The sequence below is a fragment of the Acidaminobacter hydrogenoformans DSM 2784 genome, assembly GCF_900103005.1.
GTDB classification, from domain to species: Bacteria; Bacillota; Clostridia; order Peptostreptococcales; family Acidaminobacteraceae; genus Acidaminobacter; species Acidaminobacter hydrogenoformans.
On record NZ_FMWL01000013.1, the window covers coordinates 45,785 to 71,976 of the forward strand.

The 26,192-nt window shown below is 50.0% G+C and carries 29 protein-coding genes and 1 pseudogene; 1 reads left to right on the forward strand and 29 read right to left on the reverse strand.

Annotation, left to right across the window (positions count from 1 at the left end; all coding sequences use genetic code 11):
• Positions 1-25: 25 nt before the first annotated feature.
• The 28 genes and pseudogenes from fabZ to rpmE form a co-directional block, all read right to left on the reverse strand.
• Entirely contained in the window at positions 26-463 is a 438-nt protein-coding gene (gene fabZ / locus BLP63_RS11515; RefSeq protein WP_092591703.1) for a 3-hydroxyacyl-ACP dehydratase FabZ, read from the reverse strand.
• A gap of 66 nt (positions 464-529) precedes the next feature.
• Complete coding sequence (locus tag BLP63_RS11520; RefSeq protein ID WP_092591705.1) at positions 530-1,525, reverse strand: PhzF family phenazine biosynthesis protein; 996 nt, start codon at positions 1,523-1,525, stop codon at positions 530-532.
• Between the two features lie 264 nt (positions 1,526-1,789).
• Positions 1,790-2,809, reverse strand: coding sequence for a rod shape-determining protein (gene mreB / locus BLP63_RS11525; protein WP_092591707.1), 1,020 nt, complete (start codon positions 2,807-2,809; stop codon positions 1,790-1,792).
• Positions 2,810-2,890: 81 nt separating this feature from the next.
• Positions 2,891-4,147, reverse strand: coding sequence for a UDP-N-acetylglucosamine 1-carboxyvinyltransferase (murA, locus tag BLP63_RS11530; protein WP_092591709.1), 1,257 nt, complete (start codon positions 4,145-4,147; stop codon positions 2,891-2,893).
• A gap of 413 nt (positions 4,148-4,560) precedes the next feature.
• Positions 4,561-4,971 carry an ATP synthase F1 subunit epsilon gene (gene atpC / locus BLP63_RS11535; protein WP_092591711.1) on the reverse strand — a complete coding sequence of 137 codons (411 nt, stop codon included), beginning with the start codon at positions 4,969-4,971 and terminating at the stop codon, positions 4,561-4,563.
• Positions 4,972-5,006: 35 nt separating this feature from the next.
• Positions 5,007-6,392: a F0F1 ATP synthase subunit beta gene (atpD, locus tag BLP63_RS11540; protein WP_092591713.1), complete on the reverse strand. Its 1,386-nt coding sequence runs from the start codon at positions 6,390-6,392 to the stop codon at positions 5,007-5,009.
• 46 nt (positions 6,393-6,438) lie between these two features.
• Complete coding sequence (gene atpG / locus BLP63_RS11545) at positions 6,439-7,308, reverse strand: ATP synthase F1 subunit gamma (RefSeq protein WP_092591794.1); 870 nt, start codon at positions 7,306-7,308, stop codon at positions 6,439-6,441.
• 40 nt (positions 7,309-7,348) lie between these two features.
• A complete protein-coding gene (gene atpA / locus BLP63_RS11550) occupies positions 7,349-8,878 on the reverse strand; it encodes a F0F1 ATP synthase subunit alpha (protein ID WP_092591715.1) in 1,530 nt (509 codons plus the stop codon).
• Between the two features lie 35 nt (positions 8,879-8,913).
• Entirely contained in the window at positions 8,914-9,456 is a 543-nt protein-coding gene (gene atpH / locus BLP63_RS11555; protein ID WP_092591717.1) for an ATP synthase F1 subunit delta, read from the reverse strand.
• Complete coding sequence (atpF, locus tag BLP63_RS11560; protein WP_092591719.1) at positions 9,444-9,977, reverse strand: F0F1 ATP synthase subunit B; 534 nt, start codon at positions 9,975-9,977, stop codon at positions 9,444-9,446. The genes atpH and atpF overlap by 13 nt, the downstream gene beginning before the upstream one ends.
• Before the next feature lie 47 nt (positions 9,978-10,024).
• Positions 10,025-10,285, reverse strand: a complete 261-nt coding sequence (atpE, locus tag BLP63_RS11565; protein WP_092591721.1) for an ATP synthase F0 subunit C — start codon at positions 10,283-10,285, stop codon at positions 10,025-10,027.
• Between the two features lie 52 nt (positions 10,286-10,337).
• Positions 10,338-10,871 carry an ATP synthase F0 subunit C gene (gene atpE / locus BLP63_RS11570; protein ID WP_408605872.1) on the reverse strand — a complete coding sequence of 178 codons (534 nt, stop codon included), beginning with the start codon at positions 10,869-10,871 and terminating at the stop codon, positions 10,338-10,340.
• A gap of 9 nt (positions 10,872-10,880) precedes the next feature.
• Positions 10,881-11,141 (reverse strand): annotated as a pseudogene (locus BLP63_RS17340) (ATP synthase Fo subunit C); the annotation flags it as partial.
• 39 nt (positions 11,142-11,180) lie between these two features.
• On the reverse strand, positions 11,181-11,882 hold the full coding sequence (gene atpB / locus BLP63_RS11575) for a F0F1 ATP synthase subunit A (RefSeq protein ID WP_170829427.1): 702 nt from the start codon (positions 11,880-11,882) through the stop codon (positions 11,181-11,183).
• Positions 11,883-11,884: 2 nt separating this feature from the next.
• Entirely contained in the window at positions 11,885-12,292 is a 408-nt protein-coding gene (locus BLP63_RS11580) for an ATP synthase subunit I (protein WP_170829428.1), read from the reverse strand.
• Positions 12,293-12,297: 5 nt separating this feature from the next.
• Positions 12,298-12,570 (reverse strand): AtpZ/AtpI family protein, encoded by a 273-nt coding sequence (locus tag BLP63_RS11585; protein ID WP_242870893.1) that lies wholly within the window; start codon positions 12,568-12,570, stop codon positions 12,298-12,300.
• A gap of 367 nt (positions 12,571-12,937) precedes the next feature.
• On the reverse strand, positions 12,938-14,074 hold the full coding sequence (gene wecB, locus BLP63_RS11590; protein ID WP_092591728.1) for a non-hydrolyzing UDP-N-acetylglucosamine 2-epimerase: 1,137 nt from the start codon (positions 14,072-14,074) through the stop codon (positions 12,938-12,940).
• A complete protein-coding gene (locus BLP63_RS11595) occupies positions 14,062-15,120 on the reverse strand; it encodes a glycosyltransferase family 4 protein (RefSeq protein WP_207646458.1) in 1,059 nt (352 codons plus the stop codon). The genes wecB and BLP63_RS11595 overlap by 13 nt, the downstream gene beginning before the upstream one ends.
• 187 nt (positions 15,121-15,307) lie before the next feature.
• Positions 15,308-15,796 (reverse strand): deoxycytidylate deaminase, encoded by a 489-nt coding sequence (locus tag BLP63_RS11600; protein ID WP_092591730.1) that lies wholly within the window; start codon positions 15,794-15,796, stop codon positions 15,308-15,310.
• A 168-nt stretch (positions 15,797-15,964) separates the two neighbouring features.
• The gene (gene upp, locus BLP63_RS11605; RefSeq protein WP_092591732.1) at positions 15,965-16,594 is read right to left on the reverse strand and encodes a uracil phosphoribosyltransferase; all 630 of its coding nucleotides are present in this window, start codon (positions 16,592-16,594) and stop codon (positions 15,965-15,967) included.
• 100 nt (positions 16,595-16,694) lie between these two features.
• Positions 16,695-17,144 carry a ribose 5-phosphate isomerase B gene (rpiB, locus tag BLP63_RS11610; RefSeq protein ID WP_092591734.1) on the reverse strand — a complete coding sequence of 150 codons (450 nt, stop codon included), beginning with the start codon at positions 17,142-17,144 and terminating at the stop codon, positions 16,695-16,697.
• Positions 17,145-17,245: 101 nt separating this feature from the next.
• Positions 17,246-18,370 carry an L-threonylcarbamoyladenylate synthase gene (locus BLP63_RS11615; protein WP_242870894.1) on the reverse strand — a complete coding sequence of 375 codons (1,125 nt, stop codon included), beginning with the start codon at positions 18,368-18,370 and terminating at the stop codon, positions 17,246-17,248.
• Positions 18,337-19,377, reverse strand: a complete 1,041-nt coding sequence (gene mnmH, locus BLP63_RS11620; protein ID WP_092591736.1) for a tRNA 2-selenouridine(34) synthase MnmH — start codon at positions 19,375-19,377, stop codon at positions 18,337-18,339. Before mnmH ends, BLP63_RS11615 begins: the two co-directional genes overlap by 34 nt.
• A gap of 93 nt (positions 19,378-19,470) precedes the next feature.
• Entirely contained in the window at positions 19,471-20,541 is a 1,071-nt protein-coding gene (prfA, locus tag BLP63_RS11625) for a peptide chain release factor 1 (RefSeq protein WP_092591738.1), read from the reverse strand.
• Positions 20,542-20,581: 40 nt separating this feature from the next.
• Complete coding sequence (prmC, locus tag BLP63_RS11630) at positions 20,582-21,460, reverse strand: peptide chain release factor N(5)-glutamine methyltransferase (protein WP_092591740.1); 879 nt, start codon at positions 21,458-21,460, stop codon at positions 20,582-20,584.
• On the reverse strand, positions 21,444-22,385 hold the full coding sequence (locus BLP63_RS11635) for a DUF1385 domain-containing protein (RefSeq protein WP_092591742.1): 942 nt from the start codon (positions 22,383-22,385) through the stop codon (positions 21,444-21,446). Before BLP63_RS11635 ends, prmC begins: the two co-directional genes overlap by 17 nt.
• A 12-nt stretch (positions 22,386-22,397) precedes the next feature.
• Positions 22,398-23,000, reverse strand: a complete 603-nt coding sequence (locus BLP63_RS11640; RefSeq protein ID WP_092591744.1) for a thymidine kinase — start codon at positions 22,998-23,000, stop codon at positions 22,398-22,400.
• Between the two features lie 73 nt (positions 23,001-23,073).
• Positions 23,074-23,271: a 50S ribosomal protein L31 gene (gene rpmE / locus BLP63_RS11645; protein ID WP_092591746.1), complete on the reverse strand. Its 198-nt coding sequence runs from the start codon at positions 23,269-23,271 to the stop codon at positions 23,074-23,076.
• Between the two features lie 335 nt (positions 23,272-23,606).
• Here rpmE and BLP63_RS11650 point away from each other — a divergent pair, with 335 nt between their 5' ends.
• Positions 23,607-25,346: a transglutaminase domain-containing protein gene (locus BLP63_RS11650; RefSeq protein ID WP_092591748.1), complete on the forward strand. Its 1,740-nt coding sequence runs from the start codon at positions 23,607-23,609 to the stop codon at positions 25,344-25,346.
• Positions 25,347-25,355: 9 nt separating this feature from the next.
• On the opposite strand, the gene BLP63_RS11655 is transcribed toward BLP63_RS11650, so the two are convergent.
• Positions 25,356-26,111, reverse strand: coding sequence for a M48 family metallopeptidase (locus BLP63_RS11655; protein WP_170829429.1), 756 nt, complete (start codon positions 26,109-26,111; stop codon positions 25,356-25,358).
• Positions 26,112-26,192 lie beyond the last annotated feature (81 nt).

The window sequence follows — 26,192 nt, forward strand, 5'->3', positions numbered from 1 at the left end:
AGCCCTCGAAGCTGACTCCAACTAATTACAGCGCTTTATTCTCTATCACAGCGAACATCAATGTTCCCTTACAAGCCAGCTCTTCACCGACATATGCCGTCGCGCTGCCCTTTCCAATACCCCTGCGAAAGGTGTGCAGCTCAACTTCCAGTCGAAGCTGATCCCCAGGGACAACCTGGCGTTTAAACCTTACCTCATCTATACCCGCAAAAACGGCAAGTTTTCCTTTATTTTCTTCTAAACTCATTAAAGCTACCGCGCCCACCTGGGCGAGGGCTTCCACAATTAAAACCCCTGGCATGATTGGGTTCCCCGGAAAATGGCCCTGAAAGAACGGCTCATTGGCTGAGACAGATTTTATGCCCACTGCACTCTTTCCTGGTTCATAAGCCTCAATTTGGTCCACGAGGAGAAATGGATACCTGTGAGGAATAATCTTTTGAATTTCAATGCTGTTCAACATAAATACAAACCTCCTGTTTGCTCGCTCAATGGAAAGCTTCATCTTGAGCGGCTTCCATCACTTGTTTTAGATTTCGAGCTCCGTTTCACCTTTAATGGACGCAGAGCCGCCGACCCACACGGTCTGAAGTTTGCTTCCCAAAGTGTCAATGTCGTTCTCGTGTGCGCCTTCCGGGTCCAACGGCACATTCGGTACAAGTCCGCTTTCCTCAAGCTTATCCCCACCTGCTTGCCGGGCGGTGCTGGACCACACCGTCCTGGCCTTGATCAAGGACGGCTTGTTCATCCACATGCCCTGAACAAAACGCATGTCATTTCCCCGAACGGCGCCGTAGGCGCTGAGATACGCTGCAAGGGCGCCATTTGAGGTCCCTGTGGCCGACTCTTCATCTATGCCGAACAGTGGCGCAAAGTTGCGGCACCATGCTGTCACAGAGGGTTGCCCGGGGTTGCCGGTGGACGTACCCGTCTCCAGCGTAAAGCAGTGATAACCGGTAACGCCGTGAGCCTCACTGATCTGGCGAATGTCCTCAAAGTCAGGCTGCATTTCTTTCAAAGCCTTTAGGCTCGATACTGGCACTAAAATGTCCCTGAGTCCGGTGGAGACAATTTGAACAGGCAGACCAGCCGCCTGGAAATCCTCAGAAAGTCCTAACGACCAAAAAATCTCTTCAGGCTCGAGAATTGGACCAAAATCAGGCGCTACCTGAGCCATTAAAATCTCTTCAGCGTCTGCCTTGATTCTCAAAAGTCCCGCCTTGGTCTCCTGAACAAAGTCGCGGCGTCCATTCAACCGCCCAAGCTTCTGAAGCAGCGAAAAAACAGCAATGGTCGCATGTCCGCATAGCGCCACCTCGTCTGAAGGCGTGAAAAATCTGACCTTAAAGTCAGCCATGTCGCTCTCAGAGACAAAAGCCGTCTCAGAAAACCCCATGCGTGCCGCGACCTTTAGCATTTGCTGCTCCGTCAGCATGGCATCCTCTGATTGAATGACCACACCGGCTGCGTTTCCACCCTGACCGTCCTGCGTAAAGGCATGGACTTCATAAATATGGACTTTCATGTCAATCACCGCCTCCAATTTTCAGTTCTAAGGGCTCTGCCATAGGCTGACCTTTTGTCTGAAAAACAGGCTGTGCATACACTCCCAATTCTTCCAAAGGTCTACTATACGATTTTATAAATACGGCGCGTTGGGAGGCTCCCTACGCGCCGCAGTTCTTTTCTTTTGGTCTGATAAACAACCGTTTCTGATCTTTGATCCAAGACGTCGCCTGTGCTCTGACCTGAAATGGCTTGTCCTTGTCTCAAATCAATGACACTGAAATTAGCGACGACGCTGGGTCATCATACTTTTTTCAAGCACATCAATGTGCTCAAGGGACATGCCCGTTCCTTTAGCGACGCAGGAAATGGCGTCCTCTGCGACATAAGTAGGGATCCCTGTTCTCTTTTCGAGCATTCTGTTCAGCCCGTGAAGCAATGAGCCGCCGCCTGTCATGACGATTCCCCGAGCGCTGATATCAGAAGCCAGCTCCGGCGGTGTTTTCTCAAGCACGGAATGCACCGCGTCGCTAATAGCGTTGACGGGCTCACGAAGCGCTTCAAGCATCTCCTCACTGCTGACCGTAATGTTCTTTGGCAGGCCTGTGATCAGGTCCCGGCCACGGCAATCCATGGTGATGGGCTTTGGACGCGGAGACGCCGTTCCTATTTCCATTTTAAGTTCTTCTGCAGTCCGCTCACCAATCAAAAGATTATGTGCTTTTCGCATATATTTTATAATAGCTTCATCAAATTTGTCGCCTGCTACTTTGATGGATTTGCTGACGACTATGCCCCCAAGTGAGATGACGGCAATGTCCGCTGTGCCACCGCCAATGTCAATGATCATGTTGCCGTCTGGCTTAGTGATATCAAGACCGGCCCCGACAGCTGCCGCAATAGGCTCCTCGATCAGGAAAGTCTTGCCGCCGCCCGCTTCAACTGTAGCGTCTATGACTGCCCGCTTCTCTACCTCGGTTACCCCGCTTGGCACGCAGATTATAATTTTGGGTTTTATAAAACGACGTGGTCCACAAGTCTTATTGATAAAATGGCGCAGCATTTTCTCGGTAACTTCATAGTCCGAGATGACACCGTCCTTCAAAGGACGGATCGCGACAATATTGCCCGGCGTTCTGCCAAGCATCTTTCTCGCTTCTGAGCCAACGGAGAGAACGCGGCCCGTATCCCGGTCAATGGCGACCACGGAAGGCTCTTGAAGCACAATCCCCTTGCCTTTTATGAAAACGAGGACGCTGGCAGTACCAAGGTCAATCCCGATTTCAGTGCCTAATCCAAACATATGTGACCTCCTAATTTCTTTTGTATATCAAGATGCAGCGTTTCACTGACTACTGAAATTTCTTGTGTTGAGACCGGGGCATTAACCTTCCGCGCGAGAAATATTCGCACCCAACTGACGGAGCTTATTTTCAATCTCGACATAGCCTCGGTCTATATGATAAGTATTTCCTATTTCCGTCGTTCCTTCAGAGATCAGCCCCGCGAGAATCAGCGCAGCACCAGCTCTCAGGTCAGTCGCCATGACCTTTGTGCCCCTGAGTGACCGGACACCTGTAACGACGGCACTGTGACCCTCAATCTTTATGTCAGCGCCCATGCGGTTAAGCTCTGCCACATGCATGAACCGGTTTTCAAAAACGGTTTCAATGACGACAGAAGTGTCAGAAGCCGCTGCCATCAGCGCCATAAATTGAGCCTGCATGTCCGTAGGAAAGCCCGGATAAGGGAGGGTTGTCACATCTACGGAATTGATTTTCCCCTGCCCAATGACACGCAGGGAATCCTCTTCCTCCTCTATGACAACGCCTGCTTCCTTGAGCTTGGCAATGATAGGCTTGAGGTGACTTGGAACTACGTTTTCAACAACCACATCACCGTTTGTGATCGCTGCGGCTACCATATACGTGCCCGCTTCTATGCGGTCCGGAATGACCTGATGTCTCGAGCCTTCCAGACGCTCCACACCTTGTATTCGGATGGTGTCTGTCCCGGCGCCCTTGACATTTGCGCCCATCTTGTTTAAAAAGTTCGCCAAATCAATAATTTCAGGCTCCTCAGCTGCGTTTTCAATGATGGTGGTTCCCTCAGCCATAGTGGCTGCCATCATGATATTTTCCGTTGCGCCAACGCTTGGAAAGTCAAGATAGACACTGTTTCCTATCAGCTTATCCGCCCGGACCTCAATAAATCCCTCACCCTGCTCGACGTGGGCGCCAAGGGCGGCGAAGCCCTTCAGGTGAAGGTCTACCGGCCGCGCGCCTATGGCGCAGCCGCCCGGCATAGGGATGCGCGCGACGCCGCACCTTGCAAGCAGCGGGCCCATGACAAAAAAAGACGCCCTCATTTTCTGAACCAGTTCAAACGGCGCCTCCGTCTGTGTAATTTTTGGGGTGTTTACTTCCAAAATGCCATCCTGCACACTGCTGACCTCAGCACCAAATGCTCTGAGAACGTCGCTCATGACCTCAACGTCCTTCAGAGGAGGTACATCTTCCAGCACACAAACCGTTTCAGCCAAAAGGGTCGCCGCCATAATAGGCAGCACCGCATTTTTTGCTCCGCTTATTTTCACGCGGCCTTTCAAAGGTCCGCTCTTATGAACTAATATATTCGCCAAAATTGGCCTCCTCTCGCGATCGCCAAAATCCACACTATAATTTGAACCACGTCAATTTTTACCGGACATAATTCACCGCTTGCATTATATACAATTACGAAAGAAAGTTCAACCTCTTTCATTATAACGTAAAAAACGTCAGTCAAAAAGACAAAAGGTGAGGACTTCAGGCTCCCGGAGAGTTTTATTTTAAGCCGCGGGACTATTCGATACCCACGTCTGAATTTTCTTAGTGAGTAAGACACTTATTTGCTCTGAAAAGTGTCTGTGTTTTTCAGGATCTGTGTTATTCATGGAAAATAAAAAAGCACCCTTGCGCCAAAGCAAGCTGAGCACCGCCGGAAAACGCTGTCAAACGTCCGGCGGCGGCCTCAGCGGATTTTGCCTCGGTGCCAGAATGCTTCTTTCTTAAATTAGTTTTTTTCTACGATTCGGATTCTGTTGGTAGCCCGGCTGAGAGAATCCAGCGCCCGAGCGTAATCCAGTTCGCTGTCGCGCCTTTCAAGACGCTTCTGCGCGCGCTGAAGTGCGGCTTTGGCCCTGTTCATGTCAATTTCATCCGCCCACTCGGCAGAGTCCGTGACAACGGTTGTCTTCTCATAAGTTACGGTGACGAAGCCGCCGCTGCAGGACGCCTCCCTGAATTTCTCCTCGCCTTGTTTCCGAACTCGCAATGAGCCTATGGCGACTGGCGCCACCATTTGCTCGTGGTCATTCATAATCGCCATATCGCCTTCGGTGGTTCTGAGAATGACCATGTCAACTTCCCCATCGAAAAACGTTCTGTCTGGCGTTACGATTTCAAGCATAAAATTAGTTGCCACCTGGGCTCACCTCCTGGAGATCGATCTGTTAAGCGTTATTTAAGGCTTTTTGCCTTCTCAATGGCTTCTTCGATCGAACCAACATACAGGAACGCCTGCTCAGGAAGCCCATCGTGGAGACCCTCGAGAATTTCCTTGAAACCTCTGACCGTTTCCTTGACCGGAACGTATTTGCCAGCAAAGCCGGTGAACTGTTCGGCGACGTGGAACGGTTGGGAAAGGAAGCGCTGAATGCGGCGCGCGCGTGCGACGACCGTCTTGTCTTCGTCCGAGAGCTCGTCCATGCCGAGGATGGCTATGATATCCTGAAGCTCTTTATAACGCTGCAGTATAGCCTGTACCTTACGTGCGACATTGTAATGCTCCTCGCCGACGACTTCAGGCGCGAGGATTCTGGATACGGAATCCAGCGGATCCACCGCAGGGTAAATACCGAGCTCAGAAATCTTCCTGGAAAGAACCGTTGTCGCGTCCAGATGCGAAAAGGTTGTCGCAGGTGCCGGGTCTGTCAAGTCGTCCGCTGGTACATAAACGGCCTGAACAGATGTAATGGAACCTTTCTTGGTCGACGTGATGCGCTCCTGAAGGGCGCCCATGTCCGTAGCAAGCGTTGGCTGATATCCAACGGCACTCGGCATACGCCCGAGGAGTGCTGAAACCTCTGAGCCGGCCTGAGTAAATCTGAAGATATTGTCAATGAACAGAAGGACGTCTTTACCCTCTGTATCGCGGAAGTACTCCGCCATAGTCAAGCCTGTCAGAGCCACGCGCATACGCGCTCCAGGCGGCTCGTTCATCTGACCGAACACCATGGTCGTTTTGTCTATAACGCCCGACTCGATCATCTCATGATAAAGGTCATTTCCCTCACGCGTACGCTCGCCGACGCCCGCAAATACGGACAGACCGCCGTGCTCTTTCGCGATGTTATTGATCAGCTCCTGAATCAGAACCGTCTTGCCAACACCCGCACCGCCGAAGAGGCCAATCTTTCCGCCTTTTGCGTAAGGCGCGATCAGGTCGACGACTTTGATCCCCGTTTCGAGGATTTCAGTCTTTGTGACCTGCTCGTCAAACGGTGGCGCTTCGCGGTGAATTGGGAGCTCTGGAGAACCCTCAATATCACCCTTTTCATCAATGGTATTGCCGAGAACGTTCAAAAGACGACCCAGCGTCTCTTTGCCGACCGGAACCGTAATAGGCGCCCCTGTGTTGACAGCCTTAACGCCACGTACAAGTCCGTCTGTTGAGGACATAGAGATACAGCGCACTACGTTGTTGCCAATGTGCTGGGCGACCTCAACGGTCAGCTTGATATCTTTATATTCGACGCGGATCGCGTCATAGATCTTAGGCAGGTACTCTGTCTCGAACTCAATGTCGAGAACCGGGCCTATGATCTGTACCACTTTTCCCTCCATACAGCTTTCACACCCTTCCAATCAGTTGGTTCTTCAGGGACACTCCCTATTTGAGCGCTTCCGCGCCGCCGACAATTTCCGAGATTTCCTGCGTGATAGACGCTTGCCGCGCCTGGTTGAAGGTCAGCGTCAGGCTCTCAATAATATCTTCGGCGTTGTCGTTCGCGTTCTCCATAGCCAGGCGCCGAGCTGCCTGCTCCGCTGCCGCTGACTCGACAAGCCCGCCATAAATCGTGCTTTCAATGTATTTTGGAATCACATAGCTGAGCACTGTTTCAGGGGATGGCTCGTAGACCATGTAGCTTTCGTCGTCGCCTTCCTCCTCAACCGCTGTTTCCTCAACCTGTTCCTCCAACACCATAGGCAGCAGCTTCAGCATGACCGCCTCCTGAGAGATTGTGCTGACAAAACGCGTATAGACGAACTTAATCTCATCAACCTCTTCCTGGGCATACAGCTTCAGAAGGTATTTGGCGATTTCCTGCGCGTCCGAATACTGCGGATTTTCAGAAATATAGACATATTCTCGAACCACGTCATATTCTCGCTTTGTAAAGCTATCTCTGGATTTTTTGCCGATGGTTATAACTTTTGCGCTGGATTTGTCCTGAATATCTTGAAACACCAGCTTCATTGCGTTGTTGTTGTACCCGCCGCAGAGTCCGCGGTCCGCAGTCACAACGACATAGATACTGTTCTTTACTTCTCTGTAGCCCAGAAACTCATGCTTCACATTCTTTTGAGTTTTCATGAGTTCTTGGACGGTTTCGAGAACAGTTTCGAAATATGGCCGCGTAATATCCATCCGGTCCCTGGTCCGCTTAAGCTTCGCAGTCGAAACAAGCTCCATGGCCTTTGTGATCTGCATGGTGGAGTTGACGCTCTTAATTTTGCGCTTAATGTCGCGCGTTCCCATTCCTGCCACTATCGATCCCTCCTAAGGTGACGTCTTCAGATCAGATGGCCTGATCGAGATCCTCGAAGGAAAAACTTGCCTTGAAGTTCTTGATGGCTTCTTCGAGCCCTGCGACGACGTCATCTTTGAGCTCTTTAGTCGAGCGGATGGCCGCACCGATTTCAGGACGGTGATCTCTCATGTACTCAAGGAATTCCTTTTCAAATTTTTTCACTGCCTCGACCGGAATATCCATGAGGTGTTTATTGGTAACAGCATAAATGATCATGATCTGATCTTCAACGGACATTGTATCATTCTGATTCTGCTTGAGAATTTCCATCAGGCGCACACCATGGTCCAGCGTCGACTTTGTTTCTTTGTCAAGCTCAGAGCCAAACTGCGCAAAAGCTGCGAGCTCGCGGTATTGTGCCAGTTCGAGCTTGATCTTTGATGCGACTTTCTTCATGGCTTTGATCTGAGCGTCTCCACCAACCCGGGAAACCGAGATGCCGGCGTTAACTGCTGGACGCTGACCTGAGAAGAAGAGCTCTGATTCCAGGAAGATCTGTCCATCTGTAATGGAGATTACGTTCGTTGGAATATAAGCTGAGACGTCACCCGCCTGGGTCTCAATGATTGGCAGAGCCGTCAGAGAACCGCCGCCGAGACTGTCATTGAGCTTCGCGGCGCGCTCCAATAGCCTTGAGTGGATGTAAAAAACGTCGCCCGGATAAGCTTCGCGGCCTGGTGGTCTGCGGAGCAGCAGGGACATGGCGCGATAGGCAACCGCGTGCTTGGAGAGGTCATCATAGATGATCAGAACGTCCTTGCCCTCATGCATGAAGGTCTCGCCCATTGCGCAGCCTGCGTATGGCGCAATGTACTGGAGCGGCGCCGGCTCAGATGCGGAAGCTGCAACAATGATGGTATATTTCATGGCATCATTGTCTTCAAGCGTCTTAACCAATTGTGCTACGGTTGAGTTTTTCTGACCAATAGCCACATAAATACAAATGACATTTTCTTTCTTCTGGTTGATGATTGTATCAATGGCAATAGTTGTCTTGCCAGTCTGACGGTCGCCTATGATCAGCTCACGCTGGCCTCTGCCAATTGGAATCATGGAGTCAATGGCTTTAATCCCCGTCTGAAGAGGCTGGTGAACGGACTTTCTGGCTATAACGCCAGGTGCCGGACTTTCGATTGGACGAAAATTATCAGAGACAATAGGTCCCTTTCCGTCCACTGGTTGACCAAGCGCGTTGACAACGCGGCCAAGCAGGGCATCCCCTGTAGGTACTTCAACAATACGCTCGGTTCTCTTTACTAAGTCGCCTTCCCGAATGAACGTGTCGGAGCCGAATAAAACTGCGCCTACACTATCCGCTTCAAGGTTCAATACCATGCCGTATACTTCGCCGGGAAACTCGAGAAGCTCGCCTGCCATGCACTTTTCCAGTCCATGGACTCTGGCGATGCCGTCGCCGACTTGCAATACGGTACCGGTATCTTCGACTTGAAGCTTGGATTCATATTTTAATATCTGCGATTTGATCACAGAACTGATTTCTTCAGGTCTCAGATTCATCTTCCTTATCACTCCCAATTCTCATTTAGAAAGCTCTAAACGACTACCAGCCGCAGCTCTTCCTTGATCTGTGCCAGCTTTTTGCGGACTGAGCCATCTATCATCCGGTCGCCAATCTCGATCACGACACCTGCAATGATGCTTTCATCCACAATGTTTACCAGCGATACCTTCTTACCTGCCTGCTTCGACAGTTTTTCCTCAAGAGCCTTCAGCTGCTGCTCTGTCATTTCGATCGATGTTCTGGCCCGGCCTTTGACCAAGCCTTGAGATTCATCCGCCATGACTTCGAATCTTTTTCGAATTTCTTTGAGCTCGCTTTCACGTCCCTTGTCAATGAGGACTTTGATGAAACTCATCACATCCTTGGAGACGTTCTTCGCGAACACTTCCTCCATGGCAGACTTCTTATCCTGTTCCGTCATAGATGGGGCGAGGAACAGCTCGTTGAAGTCTGGGTTTTCAGCCAACGTGTCGGCGACAAACCCGAGATCGCGTCTGATTTCTTCCAGCTGGCCCAGCTCGACCGCGGCTTCCATCAGCGCTTCCGCATAGGCTTTCGCGACTAGTTGTGCCATGCTGTATCCCCTACCTCCTGAATGAATTGATCGATCAGAGCCTTGTGCTTGTTTCCGTCGATGTCTTTGTGAATGACTTTGGAAGCCGTGAGGATTGCCATGTCAGCAATATCATCTTTAAGCGCGTTGATCGCTTTGACTTTTTCCTGCTCGAGTTCCTTTTGGGTGGCTTCTCTGATTTCAGAAGCTTTATTCTCAGCTTCTTTAATTATATCAGCCATGCGCTTGTCTCCGCGCTGAACCGCCGCTCTGACGATTTCCTTGCCTTCATCCTCAGCATTCCTGATCTTGTGGGAATACTCTGAAATTAATTGATCTGCTTCCTGCTTTTTGAGTGCTGCTGCATCAAACTGGCTCTTGACCTCGTTTTCGCGTTTCTCCATAAATGCCGTTACCGGTTTGAAGAGAATTTTGCGAAGCACCAGGAACAAAATCAATGTGTTGACAATCTGAACCGCCAACATCCAGTCTATTGCGACAAGACCCATTCTCAATTCGGAAGCGAGTACATACACATTCATTTATTCTGCCTCCTTTTTGCGGATTTTCACAACTGGTCCTGTCTGAATTAAATCAGTCTGATCAGCGGGTTCGCAAAGAGAAGAATCAGAGCGATAATGAGGCCGTAAATACCTGTTGTCTCTGCGACCGCTGCGCCAAGCAGCATAGTTCTTGTAATGTCACCCTGTGCTTCCGGCTGACGACCGACGCCTTCTGCGCCTTTACCTGCTGCGTAACCCTGGCCAATACCAGGTCCAATACCTGCGATCATTGCCAGACCTGCACCAATTGCGGAACATGCCAAGATGAGCTCTTTTCCTGTAATCATGTGATTTTTCCTCCTCTTAATCCTCAAATATGTTTTTAGGATGATGCCTGAATTACACTAATGCCAGTAACGGGTTGGCAAACATCAGGACCAGCGAAATAATCAACGCGTAAATCCCGGTTGTTTGTGCGACCGCTTGTCCCAAGAGCATGGTCCTGATGATGAGCGGCTTGTGCTTTGGTCGCTTCCCTACTGCTTCCGCGCCTTTGCCTGCCGCATAACCTTGGCCAATACCAGGTCCTATGCCGGTAATCATTGAAAGGCCAGCGCCTATGGCTGACGCCGTTAGAACATAAATACTGCCTTCCATGCTGACCATAGGGTTGCCATACATCAGGATCAGGGCTATGACCAGTGCCAAAATCCCGGAAGTCTGTGCAACAGCCTGGCCCAGCAGCATAACCATGGTGATGTGGCGGTTGTTTCTCGGGCTTCTGCCCACAGCTTCAGCCGCTTTGCCTGCCGCATAGCCCTGGCCAATGCCTGGTCCAATGCCGGCGATCATGGTGAGACCTGCGCCTATGGCTGATCCCATAATGACGAAAGTGTCTCCCTGCATTGCGATAAATGGGTTTCCAAAGAGCATAATCAATCCTATGACGAGGGCCAGTATCCCAGAGGTCTCTGCGACCGCTGCGCCAAGCAGCATAGTCATGGTGATCTGCTTACTGCTTTTCAAATTCTCACCCACAGCCTCAGCAGCCTTGCCCGCAGCGTAGCCCTGGCCGACGCCAGGCCCTATGCCCGCAATCATGGCGAAGCCTATGCCTATGGCGGAAGCGCCTAAAATTAAAGCTTTCCGGTCAAAGGTCAGCAGCCAGTTTATAAAATCATATAACAGATTGGGTAGTTCCATTCTTTCACCTCGTTTCTTGAACTATTTCAACATTCTTGATTAGTCCATTGCCATGGAGACATATACCATTGTCAGCATGGTGAAAATAAACGATTGCAGCAGCCCCGAGAAGAGGTCAAAATAAATGTGAAACACAGCCGGGACGCCCACTGCAAGCAATGGGATGTTCAAATTGATCAGTGCTGATGTAAATCCGCCAAGGGCGCCATAGAGCAAACTCATGATAATCAAGCCGCCTACAATGTTGCCGAACAGACGAAACGACAGAGAAATTGGTGTCGCGACTTCACCCAACAGGTTGATTGGGAACAACAGGAAAAACGGTTCAAAAAATCCTTTGAGGTATTTTCCGACACCTTTTGACCTGATGCCAAAGGCGTGGATCATGAGAAAAGTAATCAATGCCAGCGCCAAGGTCGTATTGATGTCCGCTGTAGGCGGCCTTAGCCCCAGCAGTCCTGCCAGGTTGGCAACCGCAAGGAAAATCATCAGCGTACCAATATAAGGCGCAAACTTCATGTTCTTTTCTCCCATGGTCTGCTTGGTCAGATTATTGATCATTTTAACAATGGTCTCAACGACAATCTGACGCTTTCCAGGCACCATCTGAAGATTTCTGGCGCCCAGCCAGGCGAGCAAAATGATCCCTGCCATGATCCACCATGTGACGGTCACCGTTTCAGTAACTTGAATCCCAAATGGCAATTCTACGATCCGTGGTCCAAATCCTTCAGTACCCACTTCTATTCCTCCTTTCTTTTCGAAATGTTTTTTGATTTTGAACTTCCTGATAACAACTGCGTCATATAAATGATCAGTTTGACGGTCATAAGGCCCGCTACCATGCCAAGAACCTGGATCTGTTCTGACAGGATAGAAACCAGAAGTGCGGCCGCAACCAGCGAAAACCGGATAAAATAGTGTACGGTGGCATAAGTCTGAGCTTTGCTTGGAGACATGGCGACTGCTTTTTCAATGGTCACACCGAGCTGTCTGAAATTCAGGATGCCAAGTGCAGTACCAAAAAGCAAACCCAGCAGGTAGGGTAAAACGCCACCTCTGAAAAAAATCAAAAAAATGACGGCAAACACTGCCGCAAGCATCAGAGACCGGAGTGTCACTGTCCTCAGCAGCGCCTGAGTGGTTTGCACAGGCATCACTTCCTTTTGTTTGGGGGATGGTCGTTTGTCTTTCTGAGAGCAAGCTTAAACAGTTCCATAAAAGCGGTTGCCGTACCAATCAAGACAAAAATAAGTAAAAAAATACCGTTGGTCCCAACCTTATCATCCAGATAGCGTCCAATCAGAACACCACCCAGGATAGGTGTGATCATCATTAGTGCGACCTGGGACAACAGCGCGAGGTTTTCATACATTTTGAAGCTGTTCTTAGACATGTCTAATCCGCTCTCAATCTTATTTAGATGCAAGTAAGGCCATCCTAAGAATAACACAATTTTTGCCGAATGTGGATAGCTAAGTGTTGCGCAAATTCCCACTTTATGTAAATCTAAAGCAGTATACATGTTTTTTTGTTTACAAAAGTACGAATAATCTTAATATTTTCGTTTATATTTTACAATATAATAGCGGCTTTCTTGTTAAGGAATTAACGTAATTGTACTGCTGAATCAAATGCAATGTCAAGAGTTTGAAAAAGAATACATGCATACAACTGCTAAATTATGTGGTTTGTGACCAAAATGAAATAATTTAAATATTTTTAAAATTGATGTTGTCAATAAAAAAACAGACACCTAATTGGGTCTGTTTTTATATATATATCTCACAAAATTTCTAATTCGCGTTCATTTCTGGTCTCAAAGTCTTCTTGATTCGCTCAACTATACGCTGTGAAGCCATACCATCACCATAAGGATTCACGGCATTCGCCATGGCCTGATAGGCCTCAGGTATTGTCAACAAAGCTTCGCACATGGAAATTATTGTCTCCTTCTCAACGCCTGCCAGTTTTACAGTCCCGGCATCTACCGCTTCCGGGCGTTCCGTCTCTCTTCTCAGAACCAAAACCGGCTTGCCCAGCGCCGGTGCTTCCTCCTGTATCCCGCCAGAGTCCGTCAAGATCAGCCAGGATTTCGCCATGAGATGCGCAAAAGGCTCGTAATCCAGAGGTTCAATCCTGTGAATCCGGTCGCAGCCTTCAAAATGCGCCGCCGCAATTTCCCTAACTGCTGGATTTTTATGCATGGGGAATATGAGCTCAACCTCAGGATACCGGTCGACAATCTCTCTCACAGCGCCAAAGATCGCATGCATAGGTTCTCCCAGATTTTCGCGCCTGTGTGCTGTCAGGAGGATGACCTTTTTGTGGTCGTAATCAATATCCTGGAGCTCAGGTACATCAAAAACGTAGTCTGGCCGAACGACACTGAGCAGCGCGTCAATAACTGTATTTCCCGTTTTCAGAATCCCAGCGCTGTCAACACCCTCGTTCAAGAGATTCTGCACATTCTGAGCCGTAGGGGAAAAATGGAGGTCAGCGAGCCTTCCCGTGAGACAGCGATTCATTTCTTCCGGAAACGGCGAGAATTTGTCAAAGCTTCTGAGCCCTGCTTCGACGTGACCGACTCGAGCGCCTTGATAATACGCCGCCAGTGCCGCTGAGAACGTCGTTGTGGTGTCGCCGTGAACCAGCACCATTTCCGGCCTGAATTCCCGGATGACAGGCTCCAGGCCTTTCAAAACACGACAGGTGATGTCTGACAGCCCCTGACCCGCCTGCATAATATCAAGATCATAATCCGGTGATATCCCAAAGAGTGACAGCACCTGATCCAGCATTTCCCTGTGCTGAGCCGTCACGCAGATGCGTGCGTCAAAAGCCGGATCTGCCGCCAGGGCTTTAACCACCGGCGCCATTTTTACAGCCTCTGGTCGTGTTCCAAAGACAGAAAGGACTCTTATTCTTTCCACAGATTTTCCTCGCTTTCTTCAAGCATCAGCCTCTCCCGGCTGATGGACCGCCTGATAGGAATGAGAATGAGAAGCGCGGCCGCTGCCAGCGCTACCGTCATGGAGCCTATAGCGCCCTGAATCAGGAAGATTCCGGACAGGCCCAGAAGGACGCTGATGAAGTACATGGCCAGGACGACCGTCCTCTGATGATAGCCCAGGGACAACAGCCGGTGATGCAGGTGCCCCTTGTCCGCCTCCATAATTGGCCTGCCGCTCAAAAACCGCCTCAAGATCGCAAAGGTCGTATCAAAGATTGGAAGTCCAAGGGCGAGAACAGGCGCGGCAAACACCAGGAATGTCGCACCTTTGATTGAGCCGTCAATAGAGGTTGCTGCAAGTATAAAGCCAAGAAACAGCGAACCGGTATCCCCCATGAAAATTTTGGCAGGATTGAAATTGTAGGGCAAAAAACCTACACAGCTGCCAACGATTAATATTGTAACCAGCGCTGTTTCCATGCGACCGTTGACAATGGCAACGTAGGCCAGGGACGCAGCCGCTATTATGGATATGCCTGCAGCGAGGCCATCCAGGCCATCAATCAAATTGACAGTATTGGTGATTCCGACAATCCAGAATATTGTAATTGGCAAACTCAGCATGCCAACGTAAATCATTTCAGAAGCGCCAAAATAATTCGTCAAAAAATCGATTCTGGTCCCGCTGAAGTAGAGAATCAGCGCCGCGAGGATCTGAGCAGCCAGCTTAAGCTTTGCTGAAATGGGCCGCATGTCGTCTATAACTCCTGTGATGACAATGATCAGGGCCCCAGCGATCAGCCCCAGTTCTTTGATTCCGGACATGGTATTGAACGCGAGATAGGTTGCCATAAACGCAACAAAAATTGCCAGACCACCTAAGCGCGGAATGGGCTTGGAATGCACCCTCCGTTCATCCTTGGGTACATCAATAGCCCCCACCGCATGGGCAATCCGGATCGCGATTGGCGTCATAAGGTAACTGATCATAACGGACATTACAAACGGCAAAAATAAATTGTACAATACACACACCTCTTATAAGGAACGCCGCCAAAATGCCGAAGGCCAGACATTCAAATTCAGTCTCATTTTATCATGATTTGCCTGACTTTCAACTTAATCATTGATATTTGTAAATCTATTGTGACTTAGTGGTAGTACAACCCGACAAGAGGAATAATCATATTGAAGTTCACGCAAAATACAAACCTCATAGCCTGTTGCTGAGAGAATCATCCTCGTCGACCCATTCACGCGCCACATCCACAATCCTGAAGCTGTCCCGGTCATCCCGAATGATGACTCTGGCAATGCCCGCATTGATGACCAGGCGCTTACACATACTGCAGGAGGTCGCGTTTGGCACATAGCCGCCAGCTGACATTTCAATGCCCACCAGGTATAAATCCGCGCCAATCATATCCCGTCTCGCCGCAGAGATTATAGCATTTGCTTCCGCGTGCACCGAGCGGCACTTTTCGTACATCTGACCGCTTGGAATATTAAGCCTCATACGTTCACAATAACCCAGCTCAATACAGTTTGCGCGGCCTCTGGGCGCGCCAGTATATCCCGTCGCAATAATTTCATCATTCTTGACGAGAATAGCGCCGTAATTGCGCCTTAAGCACGTCCCCCTCGCCAGGACAGTCTCTGCAATGTCCAAATAATAATTGGTTTTATCTCGCCTTGTCGCCAAAAGAAACCCTCCCCTGCTGCTCACAACTCAAGGCGGCACACATGGCACCTCTTGAGGCAAATCTGCCTTAAAGCCCTGTCCGGGCATGCGTCAAGCGCCTCAATCGAAAAAAAGGACAGCAGTTGTGTTTAACGCAACAGACTGTCCTGACGACCTTTCTGACCTTGACTATTTCGTGCCGAAAAGTCTGTCCCCGGCATCTCCGAGGCCCGGTACAATGTAGGCGTGATCATTGAGCTTTTCATCAATTGCCGCTACAAAAATATCCACGTCCGGATGTTCACTGTGAACCGCCGCAATCCCCTCAGGGCATGAAATTATGGAGATCAGCTTGATATTTCTCGCGCCTCTGTTTTTGATGAATCTGATGGCCGCTCTGGCGGAGCCGCCTGTCGCAAGCATTGGATCCAAAACGAGAAGATCCCTTTCAGGAACGTCTGAAGGCAGCTTGCAGTAATACTCCACTGGATTAAGCGTTTCAGGATCTCTGTAAAGGCCTACGTGACCGACCTTTGCTGCAGGCAGCAGTGAAAGGAACCCGTCAACCATACCCAGGCCAGCTCTCAGAATTGGAACAATCGCAAGTTTTCTGCCTGCGATTGCCTTACCTTTCATGACGCAGATTGGCGTCTCAACCTCGACATCCTCAAGGGGAAGCTCTCTGGTCACTTCGTAGGCCATGAGCATGGAGACCTCTTTGATGAGCTCACGGAATTCTTTAGCCCCTGTGTTTTTGTCCCGGATCAGAGTCAATTTATGTTGGATCAGGGGATGGTTTAGTTCAAATACCTTATTCATCTGAATTCTCCTTTCAAATTCGGCGCCGTCGCAGCCGTAGAGCGTCTTTTTTATATAGAATTGGCTTGAAAATCTTTGTAAAAGTTTAAGCAGTGCCCACTTATTTTGGATATTTGGCTTCGATCGCGGTAAGCAAATCCACCCTGCGCTCGTGACGCCCGCCTTCAAAAGGTGTAGCTATAAAAGTTTCAACGATTTTAAGCGCCAGGCCAACACCCACAACGCGGCCACCCAGGCTCAAAACATTGGCATTGTTGTGAAGCCTCGCCATTTCGGCGCTGTAGGTCTCAGACACCACAGCTGCACGGATTCCTTTTACTTTGTTGGCCGCCATAGCAATCCCCTGACCAGTGCCGCAGACCACAATGCCGAGCTCTGCTGCCCCTGAGGCCACCGCTTCAGCCACCGTTTCGCCGTAAACCGGATAATCCACTGAATCCAGCGAATGGGTTCCAAAATCCTTTACCACTATGTTTTTACCTTTAAGATACTTTGAAATTTCTTCTTTCAATTCATAACCGCCGTGGTCACTGCCAATCGCTATGATCATAACTGCCTCCCTAAACTCAATCCTACAAAAGTCATAAATAACCTTAAATAGCCTTCACAAGCCGTTAAAAATATCATACACCATTTTAACTCTATTTTGCCCTATGACTTTTCAACCTGGACAATTCTATAACCTGCCGCTTTGATCAGGCGGTTCATAATTGCTTTGCCGAGGCCGCTGTCCTCAATGGTTTCAGACAAAACGACATCCACGGCTCTCTCGTCAAATGTCCTGAGCGTCCTGAAGAGATTTTGGGCCACCTGTTCCGGCTGGAAACAGCTGCCCAGAGAAATCACTTCCCCACAGTCTGAATAGGCCTGCGCGCGTTCGTCAAAGGTCATGACCCCGACCCGCTTGCCTTCAAGGCTGAGCTGTTTTGCCCTCGCGCATATTTCAGCGAGCACAGCTTCAGGGTCACCCCGAAAAAGGATCACCTCAGCCTCTGGTGCATAGTGCGTATACTTCATTCCAGGCGACCTCGCCGCCTCGCCTTCGACAAGCTTTCTGTCAACAGCCTCATCATGTCTGCCTGTGCCCACCGCTGCCCGAATCATTTCAAGGGTAATCCCGCCAGGCCGCAAAACGACCGGCTCACTGCCAGTAACATCTACCACCGTCGATTCAAGACCAATGTCACTGAGCGCCCCGCATAAAATACACGCAACCCTGCCTGACAAGTCCCGGATGACGTCCTCGCACCGTGTGGGACTGGGCCGCCCTGAGAGATTGGCACTTGGTGCGGCTACAGGCACACCGCTGAGTCGAATTAAGCGTCTGGCCAAGGGATGGGCCGGCATGCGAACAGCGACTGTGTCCAGTCCCCCAGTGACTTCAGAGGGCACTTCTGGCTGCTTCTTCATCACAAGCGTCAGCGGTCCGGGCCAAAAGGCAGCCATCAGGGCCTCAGCCAGGGGCGTCACTTCACGCACCAGACCGTCCAGCGCTTCACGGTCAGCAATGTGCACGATCAAAGGATTGTCCGCAGGTCTTCCCTTCGCTTTAAAGATTTTTCTTATGGCCATTGGTTTCAGCGCGTTTCCCCCGAGGCCATAGACTGTCTCCGTAGGGAAAGCTACCGTTTCGCCTTCACGAAGCAAAGCCGCTGCGCGAAGGAGATCCTCCTCAGAAATGGCGGCAGTGTCCGCGCCGAGGATCAGCGTGTTGTGGGTCCCGTAACCATCGGCAAAATCCTTCACGCGTCCTTCACCACACTTTGCCTGTACCACGTCAGAATTTCCTGCGCGGCAGCCTCCACAGATTCAACCCAGACCTTCAAGTCATAGGTATATTGATTTGAGGTATATTCGTATTTTGGATCGTAATAGCGCTCCATCAGCACCTTGGCAACCGGACCGTAGTCATTCGCCTGAATCAGCGCGACAAATTCATCCACGGTTTCGTTGCCGAGATGCTTCCTGAAGTTGTCCATGATGGCGAGCAGTTCTTGCTTGGCGCCTTCCATGCGCGTGTATTCCCTGACGATTTCCTGCTCCCGGAACCACATAGGGGCGTCCACATAAATATGCAAGCCCTCCCGCATTCCGGCCAGCACCGTGTCGTCAATATTGACGCGGCCCAGGCGCTTGCTCTCCGCTTCAACAAAGAGGTTATTGCTCTTTGCATTCTTCAAAGCCCGGTAAAAGCGATCCTCGAAAGTTTTCTGCGAAGGCTGGGGCTCAAGGCCCACCCTTCCCAGCATGGAGCCCCGGTGATGGGCGAGGGCCTCAATGTCAATGACATCCAGGCCTTTTTCTTCCAGCGCGTTCAGAATCAGAGTCTTTCCAACACCGGTGTTGCCATGAAGCACAATGAATCGACGCGTCCCACTCAAGGTATGAAGGGCCTGAAGCATATGCTGCCTGTAGGCTTTGTAACCGCCTTCAATCACAAAGACCTCATGGCCAATGGCTCTCAGCAGACTGGCAAAGCTCTGGGAGCGCATGCCGCCCCTGGCACAGAACATGGCAATAGGACGGCCTGTCGCTTCTATGGACAGAAACCGCTCGTAGAGCTCAGGCAGCTGGGCGGACACCGCCTTTACGGCCCGGCGCTTCGCCTCAGTTACACTTTTCTTCTTATAAGCTGTGCCCACCTCAGCCCGCAGCTCATCTCCAAAAATGGGCAAATTAATCGCCTCGCCTATAGTGCCCTCCGCGTACTCTCCCGGAGACCTGACATCAATAAGCTGCCAATCCTCCTCTACCTGTGCGTAGGGGATCCACATCTCTCTCATCTTCTTTCACCTGCTTTCCTGACCTGTCACAAAAATGCGACAGACGGGTCGTGGCTTTGTCGATCGCCACCACCCGGCTGTCGCAGTTTAAGTTTATTCTTCCACAGTTTTCATGGCTTCCGCCTGATAGTGTGTAATCAGCGCGTCGACCATTTCGTCGATTTCTCCCGCCATATAGGCATCAATTTTATAGACCGTCATGCCTATGCGGTGGTCCGTAATACGGCCCTGAGGAAAATTGTACGTCCTGATTTTGCCGCTGCGGTCTCCGGTGCCCACCTGGCTCTTGCGCTCCTCGGCAATTTCCGCGTTCTGCTTGGAAAGTTCAGATTCGTAAAGGCGGGCCTTCAAAATCTGAATGGCCTTTTCTTTATTCGAAAGCTGGGACTTGCCATCCTGGCAGGAGACCACCATGCCTGTTGGCAAATGTGTCACCCTGACTGCAGAGTCCGTCGTATTAACGCTCTGGCCGCCGTTTCCTGAGGAGCGGAAAACATCTATCCTCAGGTCGTTTGGATTGATGTCAATCTCTACGTCATCCACTTCCGGAAGCACTGCCACCGTTGCCGTAGACGTATGAATTCTGCCCTGTGATTCCGTTGCCGGAACGCGCTGAACCCTGTGAACACCGCTTTCGTACTTCAGCTGGGAATAAGCGCCCTTGCCCTTGATCATGGCAGAGGCTTCGCGAATCCCGCCTACGCCGCTTTCAGAGGTATTCATCATTTCAACTTTCCAGCGCTTCTTTTCAGCGAAACGAATATAGAGCCTGAGCAGCTCTGCCGCGAACAAGCCCGCCTCGTCTCCACCGGCACCAGCCCGTACTTCCAAAATGACATTCTTGTCGTCATTGGGATCCTTTGGAATCAGAAGCCTTCGCAGCTCGACCTCGATCTCTTCGATCTTGATTTCAAGCTCTGAAAGCTCCATTTTGGCCAGTTCTCTCAAGTCCTCGTCATTTTCTTCCATCAGAATGGTCTTTGCTTCTGACATCCCGTTTTTGGCCGCTTTATATGCCCTATAGGTTTCAACGATAGGCGTAATTTCCGCGTGCTCTTTCATATAGCGCTGCCAAAGCTTCTGGTCGTTTATGACCTCCGGGTCAGCGACTTTCGCGGACAAGTCTTCATATTTTTCTTCTATAAATTCGAGTTTATCAAACATGTTTCCAAAACCCTCTCCCAAAGTTTCTAAGAACTTTGTTTCACTGTCTAAGCGCCGTAATGACGCGGTCATTTCCTTGTAAATCCCGTAAGCATTCTACCTTTTCCCAAGCCCCTGCGTCAAGCAAAAATTGTTTGACCGCCGCTGCCTGGTCATGTCCTATCTCCAAAATCAGCCTTCCCCCGGGGATCAGTGGCCTTATGGCCAGAACCGCCAGCCGCCTGTACGGTTCGAGTCCGTCAGGTCCGCCATCCAGGGCCAGCCGGGGCTCGTGAGCCTTAACCTCCACCTGGAGCGTCTCAATCACATCAGTGGGAATGTACGGCGGATTGGAAGCAATCATATCAAAAGACGCCGTTTCAGACCGCTCAAGAAACTCGAACATATCCGCTTCTACCAGTGCCACCTGTCGCGTCAGACCAAGCCGCATGACATTTTCCGCCGCGACACTCAGTGCCTCCGCAGAAAGGTCCACAGCGCAAACCATAGCCCTCGTCTCATAATGGGCAATGGACAGCGCTATAGCGCCGCTGCCCGTCCCGAGGTCCGCCACTTTAAAGATTTTTGCCGATGGTCGCTTCAACCCAGCATCTTTCAGTTCCGCCAGTGCCGTTTCAACCAGCAGCTCCGTATCACTCCGGGGAATCAGCACCCCTGGTTCAACCACAAAATCGAGCCCCATAAAGCCCGCATGGCCAAGGAGATACTGTAGCGGTTCACCTGCTCCGCGACGTGACGTCAATTGCTCAAGCTCTTTCTCCTTGTCAGGGTCCAGAACTGTCTCCCCATCCATGAAGAGCTTCAGTCGATCCCAGCCCAGCAGATGACAGAGCAGCGCCTCCGCTTCCCAGTGCGCATTGTCCGTGACAGATGACAACTGCTTTTTCACGTTTTCAAGGGTACTACGAACTGATGGCATTCGCCTCTGCCCCTTCAATTTCGAGCACTTTGTTCAGTGCCGCTATTGCCACCTCGAGCTGACGGTCATCCGGTTCCTTTGTGGTAAGCTTCTGCATCATCAGACCCGGGTAGCTGATCGCCCTGACCAAAATGCTGTCACTCTTGCCAGCCCACTTGATGATTTCATAAGAAATTCCAGCGATCACAGGCAGCAGAATCACTTTAAGGGCTATGCGCATAACGAGGTTCGACCAGCTGATGAAAGAAAACACAACTATGCTCACGACGAGCACAATCAGCAGAAAGCTGGTGCCACAGCGGGGATGCAGCGTCGTAAACATTCTGGCGTGTTCCACATCCACTGGCTGCCCGCTTTCCAGGCAGCTGATCGATTTATGCTCCGCGCCATGATACTGAAACACCCGCTTGATGTCCCGCATTTGTGAAATGAGTGCCAGATAGGCAATGAATACCCCAATTTTGATAAGGCCCTCTGCAACGGTCATGACCATGGTACTTTCGAGAATGCCGCCCAAAAATCTGGCAGTCAGTGTAGGCAGCGCACCAAACAGTACAAAAGCCATGACAAAAGCGAACAGCATTGAAATCGCTACAATGATGTTATCTGCTTTATCTCCGAATTTATCCATAATCCAGCGGTCAAATTTACTTGGCTCATAGGTCTCGTCCGCTTCTGAAAAAACCTCAGCGGAATATGTCAATGCGCGAACGCCGACAATCATAGAAGAGATCAGGCCAAAAAAACCTCTTAAGACTGGTATTTTTCCAATTTTTTGCATCCAAGGTCTGGATTTCAAAGCTTCGACTTTGATGTCGATCTCGCCGTCCGGTTTTCGAACAGCTATGGCAATTGTCTTGCGGCCTCTCATCATGACGCCTTCAATTAAGGCTTGACCGCCAATTGCCGTATAATTCTTTTTCATAGGTTTTACGCCTCACTTTTTCTGATGCTCATAGGCATCCCGGAGCTCAAAGTAACATTTGGGGCACAGTGACTGATACTCAACTTGATCCAATCCATCTATAGCGACCTGTTCCCCTTCAAAGACAAACACACCGTTGATTTTTCTTCCATTTAATAGCGCCTTCTTGCCGCAAGTGCAGATGGTCTTCAGCTCCTCAATGCTGTGAGCAAGGAGAAGCAGCCGCTCGCTGCCCTCAAACCCGTTCATTCTGAAGTCGGTTCTGAGGCCGTAGCAAATCACTGGAATCCCGCTTTTGACTGCAATTTCGAAAAGGTCATCTATTTGATTCGTTTTAAAAAACTGAACCTCATCCGCCAGGATACAGTCAACGCTTCCGTTTTGGTCCATCCAGCCTTTGACTTCACCCTTGACGTTAGCTTCAGGCGGAAGCCACAAGTCGACTCGTCTCGCGAATCCAAGCCTCGAGACAACCGTATCCGCGCCCTTTAAGTCTGTCTTTGGCTTCAAAATCATGACGCTCATGCCGCGCTCTTCGTAATTGTAAGCCACTTGAAGCAAGTTGGTGGACTTGCCGCAATTCATGGCGCCATATCTGAAATAGAGTTTGCTCATACCCTCTCAGAAACCTCCCGGATAGTAAAACAGGTTAGAGATTCGCATCTCTAACCCAATTACTGAAGTGATTCTATAAGCCGTATTTCTGCTTGAATTTGTCTGCTCTACCGCCGCGCTCAACTTGCTTCGCTGTTCCGGTATAGTAAGGATGACACTCTGAACAAACCTCGACGTGAATGCTTTTGTTTGTCGATTTTGTTTTGAAAGTGTTCCCGCATGCGCACTTCACTTCTACTTCATTGTAGTTGGGATGAATGCCCTCTTTCATTTACGTTCACCTCTTTCCGATTAACACTGATATCACTCATAAATAATATGAGATTGGTCGCGTTCTGTCAAGCCATTAAATTATAGCACAGGTGTTTTTCTGATGCAAGCCTTCAATTTCCGCGCTCATTTTCCGGACTAAAAACTCGGTCCAACAGGCGAATTTCTTTACAGGCGTCTGACGCGCCAGGCACTTCCGGTTTTTTCGTTCTCGTGGTATAGTTATCCTGTATTTGAAATTGGCATATTGAAACTAACTATTACCGCTGGGAGGTGTCTGCGATTCGACCTGAAACTTATCAAGTTTTCTTTAAAAAAACCTTATGCGCGCTTCTGATGTCATTATTTGTACTATTGCCCCTGATGGGCGCAGCAGACCACTCTTCCTTTGGTACCAACACTATGCGGGAGATCTCCATCTATCTGAACGACCGTAAGCTGGATTTGAAAACCATGCCCATCGTTCGTAGCGGTGTCGTCTACGTTCCCATGATTGAACTCGCTGCAGAGCTAAGGTTTTATTATCAGAGATTCAACGGCGAAGCTGCGGTCCTCTATAAGAACAACCTTTTTGTAAAAGTGCTGAAAGACAGTGATACCGCTTATGTCAATGGTGCTGAAGTGCCGCTTGCGGGACCTGTCTTCGAGGAGGAAAACCGGCTGTATCTGCCCATCAGCCTGATCGCCTCCGCTTTGGATTTTGAAAGGCGCTGGGATCCGGCGACAGGAGATTTCAGAATGGTCTCAGGGGACGCCGGCTATAAATTCGCTTTTTTCAAAGACTCCTTCTATAAGAAGATCTTTGTAGATGCTTACGGCGTCAACATTTCTGTTCCGATACATTGGGACAAGATAAACTCAGAGCGGCAAAGCTACGGCTTCATAGACAGCTTTGAGCAGTTCAGCGTCGAAGTCGTTGCCGAGCGGCAAGCCCCTGGCGTGACCCTGGAAGACTGGCAGGCATTGAGATTTGAATCGGTCCAGAAAGCCGGAACAGTGCTGATTGGAGAGATTGGCGTCGACACCATGACCTCGACGAGAATTGATTCCCATTCCCTGGAATACAGTGTTCGTCAAGGGCCGGAGACTTTGCAGCATATAGACTACCTGTTTTTACAGGGGAATATTGGTTACAGCCTTCTATTTTCTTATAACAGCTATATTGACCCGGCTTACGCGAAAAACATTATCAAAAATGTCGCAGAAAGCTTTCAAGTCGACATGCTGACTATCAGGGAATCAGAAGAGCACTATGTGGAATACAGAAATTTTTTTGAGTATGGCATCACCCTCGAGCACGAGCTGTATTCGAACCAGCTCGCGTTCAACACCCAGCGCTTCGAAGGCACTTTAGCTAACCCGGATGGGGTCACGCAGTTTCTGATTACGGTTTCCAAAGGAACTGACCGCCTTGAATTTATCGTCCCAGTGAAAGACGGCAAATTCAGCACTAGAATTTACCTTCCTTTTGGGCTTGGAAAACACAACATCCTCATAGAAACGCTGGATAAGAATGGTTTTATTTTTGAAGCCAAGCGGGATTTGAACTTTGAGCCCCGCATCAACTATCACCGTGATAATGTCATGCAGTTCAGCCTGATCAACACCAGCGGCGACAAAATACGTTACCTCGTACCCACCGCCAGGATCCCTGCGGACCACGAGCAGATCACAAGCGTATCCAATCTCCTGACTTATAAAGAACTCACACAGTACGGGAAAGCGCGGGCGCTCTATCTTTGGATCATGGAAAATATTGAACTGGATGGCGCCATGGCACCTTTCAGCAGAAACGCGCTCGAAGTCTTTGAGCAGGAGATTGGCACAGAGGAGGAAATTGGACTGCTTTACGCCTCGTTTTTAAGAGCGATTGGCATTCCAGCAAAAATAACGACTGGTGAAGGCGCAGCTCAACAACACCTCTGGGTGGAGGTTTTTATCAACGGCGAGTGGCGTGTCATGGACATTGGCCATGAATTCAGTACACCTTCCCAAGGGCTGCCACTGAAATATTTCTGGCTCGACCGGGAGACCTTTTACGCAGATTATGAAAACATCAAATCTCTGAATGAGTAAAGCAGCTGACTATACAGGCCATTCCAGCAAGGCGGCATTCGCCTTAAGCCACTTCTGGGCTTCACGATAGTCCGGCAGCGCGCGCTCAACTACAGCGTAAAAGGCTTTCGAATGGTTGAGGTGGGCTAAGTGGGCCAGCTCGTGGACGACAATATAATCCGCGACGAATTGCGGCGCTAAAAGAACTCTCCAGCAAAAATTGAGATTCCCCCTGCTGCTGCAGCTGCCATATCTAGTTTTCGCGCGGCTGATTTTGACCGCCTTTGGCGTAAGGGCCATTCGCTGACCGTAATATTCAACACGGCTTGAGAACCAGAGCTTCGCATAGGCCATGAGCACTCCCTCCACAGCCAGGGCAGCCTGCTCCGCATAAGTTAAAGATGGCACCTTAACAGGTTTTGCGCCTGATAGAAGCCGGATTTCTCCGCGGGCCCCATCAAGGCTTGCCTTAATCTCATAGCCCTGCTTGACTGCGTCAACGACAATTCTAAAGGGTTTCTCCGCAATGGTGATTATTTCACCTTCCTTGAAGCAGTATCTTCGCACTTGTGCTTCGTAAGCCGCCAAGCGGTCCAAATAGTGTCCAATTTCCGCTCTGCGACGCTCAAGAAAGTTCTCAAGCAGCCTTATGTCCGCTTTCTGAGGCAGCACCGCAACTATGACGCCCGGAGGGCGGACTTTTAAACGAAGATCTTTTCGCCGTTCTCGGCGGACAGCGACTTCATAGGGGTGTCCCCCATGAATAAAGTGGATTGGAGTGGCCATTTGGAAAATACCTCGTTTCTTATTAACTATTGAACCAGGTGTCTGCTCAAACCTTAATAGGCTTCCGTTCATAGCTGACAC